This window comes from Streptomyces sp. SID5910 (assembly GCF_009862125.1).
In the GTDB taxonomy this organism is placed as follows: domain Bacteria; phylum Actinomycetota; class Actinomycetes; order Streptomycetales; family Streptomycetaceae; genus Streptomyces.
The window spans coordinates 1-4547 of record NZ_WWHX01000849.1; the positions used below are offsets into that span (position 1 = coordinate 1).

At 70.7% G+C, this 4547-nt stretch carries 5 protein-coding genes; 1 reads left to right on the forward strand and 4 read right to left on the reverse strand.

What is annotated here, in order from left to right; translation table 11 throughout:
- From GTW67_RS29710 to GTW67_RS29720, 3 genes are all read right to left on the reverse strand, one after another.
- Positions 1-760 (reverse strand): DUF2637 domain-containing protein (locus GTW67_RS29710; RefSeq protein ID WP_161167845.1); only part of this gene is annotated, 760 nt, incomplete at its 3' end.
- Positions 761-860: 100 nt separating this feature from the next.
- Complete coding sequence (locus tag GTW67_RS29715; RefSeq protein WP_237519088.1) at positions 861-1724, reverse strand: DUF3558 family protein; 864 nt, start codon at positions 1722-1724, stop codon at positions 861-863.
- 117 nt (positions 1725-1841) lie between these two features.
- A complete protein-coding gene (locus tag GTW67_RS29720; RefSeq protein ID WP_161167846.1) occupies positions 1842-2729 on the reverse strand; it encodes a DUF3558 domain-containing protein in 888 nt (295 codons plus the stop codon).
- 203 nt (positions 2730-2932) lie between these two features.
- On the opposite strand from GTW67_RS29720, the gene GTW67_RS29725 reads away from it, so the two are divergent.
- Positions 2933-4126, forward strand: a complete 1194-nt coding sequence (locus GTW67_RS29725) for an RtcB family protein (RefSeq protein WP_161167847.1) — start codon at positions 2933-2935, stop codon at positions 4124-4126.
- Between the two features lie 11 nt (positions 4127-4137).
- On the opposite strand, the gene GTW67_RS29730 is transcribed toward GTW67_RS29725, so the two are convergent.
- Positions 4138-4547: SDR family NAD(P)-dependent oxidoreductase (locus tag GTW67_RS29730; RefSeq protein ID WP_161167848.1), on the reverse strand; the 410-nt coding region annotated here is incomplete at its 5' end.

The window sequence follows — 4547 nt, forward strand, 5'->3', positions numbered from 1 at the left end:
GTGCCGCCCCAGCGGCACTGCTGCCCGCAGCTGGGGCGGCCGGGGTCGGGGCCGGGGGTAGGAGGGCCGGTTCTATGCCTGCTGCCGCCAGGCCCGCCGGGGCCGTCTGGGCCAGGGGGACGCCGTAGCGGGCCAGGCGGAGCGGCATCAGGGACTCCACCGGGGCCTTGCGGCGCCAGGCCCGGCCGAAGCGGGAACGCAGCCGCGCCTGGTACACCAGCCGCTCCTGCTCCAGCTTGATCACCTGCTCGTAGGAGCGCAGCTCCCACAGCTTCATCCGCCGCCACAGGAGGAACGTGGGCAGCGGGGAGAGCAGCCAGCGGGTGAGGCGGACGCCCTCCATGTGCTTGTCGGCCGTGATGTCGGCGATCCGGCCGACCGCGTGCCGCGCCGCCTCGACGGACACCACGAACAGGATCGGGATCACCGCGTGCATGCCCACGCCCAGCGGGTCCGGCCAGGCCGCCGCGCCGTTGAACGCGATCGTCGCCGCCGTCAGCAGCCACGCCGTCTGACGCAGCAGCGGGAACGGGATGCGGATCCAGGTGAGCAGCAGATCCAGGGCGAGCAGCACGCAGATGCCCGCGTCGATGCCGATGGGGAAGACGTAACTGAAGTTCCCGAAGCCCTTCTTGAGGGCCAGCTCACGCACCGCCGCGTACGAACCGGCGAAGCCGATCCCGGCGATGATCACGGCACCGAAGACGACCATGCCGATCAGCACGCGATGCGTCCGTGTCAGCTGAAGTGGCGCGGCCACCCGTACTCCCCTCCCAGTGCCTGTCGTTGCGCGCAACAGGGTGGCACATGTGTGCGGGTGCCGGGTGGCCGGTGGGTCCTCAACGGCTTCCCTGAGACCGTCAGCTCTTGGCCGACGCCGACGCCGACGCCGACGCCGACTTCGACGGTGACGTCGACGGGGACGCGGACGGCGACGACGGGCTGCTCGAAGAGGCGCCCGGCGCGCTGCCGTTGGCGGCCGTCACCGACGCCACCGCCTCCTTCGCCGCCTTCTGCGCGGCCTTGGCCAGGTCGTCGGCGTCCGGCGTCTTGTCGCCGGCCAGGCCCGCGCCGTTGTAGTCGACGGTGACGACGACGTTCTCCACGCGCGCCACGACCGTCTGCTGCTTGAAGGTGCCTTCCTTCTTCTTCAGGTCGTAGCTCACCGCCGAGGCCTCGTCGCCCGTGCCGCTCACCGGCGTCGTCTTCACGCCCTGCGCGCCCTCGGCGGCCTGCGCGTCCTGAACCTGCTTCATGTAGTGGTCGCGCGCCAGCTTGTCGCCCGCGCCGCGTGACACGTCCGACTCGAAGCGCAGCATCGACACGCTCAGCCAGCGGAACTGCGAGCCCTTCACACCGTTGTCGTCGAGGCTGTCCCAGGAGCAACTGCCGCGCGTCGCCGTGTCGTTCGACGCGCCTTCCTTGCCGGAGCCGCCCTCGGGCACCAGCTCCTCCAGCGTCTTCTTCGACAGCGTCGCGCACGGCTCCGGAAGCTTCCCGTACGCCGCCGCCTGCACCGTCGGGGACGGGCTCGCGGACTTCGACGCCGCGGTGCTCTCCGCCGCCTTGTCCTTGCCGTCGCCCGAACCGGAGTCCGAGGAGCAGCCGGCTGCCACCAGCATCACGGGTACGGCGGCCGCGCCGACAAGGACGCGGGTAAGTCCCTTCGCTCGCTGAACACGCTGGTCACGCTGGGCTCGTCGCTGCATGGTTCCTTCACTCATGGCACTCGTGGTTCCTGCGTTCGGATCGGGTCCGAGGGGTCACGGTACGCGCCCGGCACCGCGCGCGGTCCGGCTTCCCGCCCTTCGCGGACGTCCGGCACGGAGCCGGAAACGGCCTCAGCCGCCCAGCGAATCCGCCAGCTGGGAGGCGAGTTTCCGCGCCCTGTCCTGCAATTCCTTGCTGTCGGGCTCGACGCCGACCGTCGCCGGCTGCTCCGCGTACTCGATGGTCACCATCACGTTCGACGTGCGGAACGCCACAGTCACCGTGCGCCGTTTCGCCGTCGAACCGGAGCTGCTCAGCTCGTCGTCCAGGAACGCCTCGTCGCCCAGGTCGTCCAGGAGACGCGGCTGGAGGTCGGTGGGGGTGCCGTCGGACGCGGACGGGCTCGACGAGGGCCCGGTGGGCGACGCGGACCCCGAGGCCGACGCGGAGGGCGAGGCGCTCGGGCCGGTCGACGACGCGCCGGGTGACGGGGTGCCGGACGGGGACCCGGAGGGCGAGTCGGAGGCGGACGCCGACTCCGATCCCGACGCCGACTCCGACACGACCGGCTCGGGCAGGTCGGCCGCCTCCACCTGCCGGGCGAACAGCTGCTCGGCCTGGCTGTCGTCGCTCACGGAGTTGTCGTACGACACGACCCGCTCGAAGTCGACGAAGAGATGGTCGGTGGCGTCCGCCGACTCGACCTTCCAGCGGCAGCCGACCTTGCGGTCGGTGTCGTACGCGAGCGTCGGTTCGCCCGCGTACGCCTTCTCGCGCTGGAGCTCGTCCGCGATCTCCCGGACGCCGGGCAGCAGCGTGTCGAGCGTCTTGTGGCCGATCGCGCGGCACGGCTCCGGGAGCGTGCGGTACTTGCCGGGCTGGGCCGCCTCGCTGGCCACACCCGGCTGCCCCGGGTTGGAGTTGTCCGCCGTGACGCCGTCGTCCGAGCCGCCGGTGCAGCCGGCCAGCAGCGCCGCCAGAAGGGCGGCGACGCCGGGTACGTAGGCCTTCCGCTGCACGGTGCGGCTCCTCTCGCCGGTGTGGCTGTGGTCGGTACTCCAGTGTCCCCGCCGGTTAATCGCTTGCCGCGCGGGGGCGTCCGCTGGAGACAATGTGTATCGCACGCGCCGCCGTGAACGCCGGTCAGCTGTCGCTTTGGCTGCCCTTGGCGCCGGTTCTGCGCTTTCAGACTTTTGTCGTTTTCCGGGGGAATGAGGCTGTTATGTCGTACGTGGAGATGCCGGGCGCGAAGGTGCCGATCCGGATGTGGGCCGACCCGGCGACGGTCGAGGAGGGCGCGCTCCAGCAGTTGCGCAACGTCGCGACGCTGCCGTGGATCAAGGGCCTGGCGGTCATGCCGGACGTGCACTACGGCAAGGGCGCGACGGTCGGGTCCGTGATCGCGATGCGGGGTGCGGTGTGCCCGGCGGCGGTGGGGGTGGACATCGGCTGCGGGATGTCGGCGGTGAAGACGTCCCTGACGGCGAACGACCTCCCGGGCGACCTGTCGCGGCTGCGCTCGAAGATCGAGCAGGCGATCCCGGTGGGGCGGGGCATGCACGACGACCCGGTGGACCCGGGACGCTTCCACGGGCTGGCGACGGCCGGGTGGGACGACTTCTGGGGGCGGTTCGACGGGGTGGCGGAGGCGGTCAAGTTCCGTCACGAGCGGGCCGGGAAGCAGATGGGAACGCTCGGATCTGGCAACCACTTCGTCGAGGTCTGCACGGATACGACCGGTTCTGTCTGGCTCATGCTCCACTCCGGTTCCCGCAACATCGGCAAGGAGCTGGCCGAGCACCACATCGGCGTGGCTCAGAGGCTTCCGCACAACCAGGGCCTGGTCGACCGCGACCTCGCGGTGTTCGTCGCGGACACCCCGCAGATGGCGGCGTACCGCAACGACCTGTTCTGGGCGCAGGAGTACGCGAAGTACAACCGCACCCTGATGATGGCGCTCCTGAAGGACGTGGTCCGCAAGGAGTTCAAGAAGGCGAAGCCGCTCTTCGAGCAGGAGATCTCCTGCCACCACAACTACGTGGCGGAGGAGCGGTACGACGGGATGGACCTGCTGGTCACCCGCAAGGGCGCGATCCGCGCGGGGTCCGGGGACTACGGGATCATCCCCGGTTCCATGGGCACGGGTTCGTACGTCGTGAAGGGACTCGGCAACGACAAGTCCTTCAACTCCGCCTCCCACGGCGCGGGCCGGCGCATGAGCCGGAACGCGGCCAAGCGGCGCTTCTCCACCAAGGACCTGGAGGAGCAGACGCGGGGCGTGGAGTGCCGCAAGGACTCCGGTGTGGTGGACGAGATCCCGGGCGCCTACAAGCCCATCGAGCAGGTCATCGACCAGCAGCGCGACCTCGTGGAGGTCGTGGCGAAGCTGAAGCAGGTCGTCTGCGTGAAGGGCTGACGCGTCCGCCCCTACGCCTCCCGGTGGACCTTCGTGTTCGACGCCTGGGCGCGGGGGCGGACGATCAGGAGGTCGATGTTGACGTGGGCGGGGCGGGTGACCGTCCAGGTGATGGTGTCGGCGACGTCGTCGGCGGTCAGGGGCTCGGCGACGCCCTGGTAGACCTTGGCCGCCTTCTCCGCGTCGCCGGCGAAGCGGGTCAGGGCGAACTCGTCGGTCTTGACCAGGCCCGGCGCGATCTCCACGACGCGGACCGGGCGGCCGACGATCTCCAGGCGGAGGGTCTCGGCGAGGACGTGTTCGGCGTGCTTGGCGGCGACGTAGCCGGCACCGCCCTCGTAGGTGGCGAAGCCCGCGGTCGAGGAGACGACGACGATCGTGCCGTCGCCGCTCGCCTCCAGCTTGGGCAGCAGGGCCTGGA

Bases quoted from the DNA above. Each gene is read 5' to 3' on its own strand.
- GTW67_RS29715 (WP_237519088.1), bottom strand. From the start codon at position 1,724: ATGAGTGAAGGAACCATGCAGCGACGAGCCCAGCGTGACCAGCGTGTT.
- GTW67_RS29725 (WP_161167847.1), top strand. From the start codon at position 2,933: ATGTCGTACGTGGAGATGCCGGGCGCGAAGGTGCCGATCCGGATGTGG.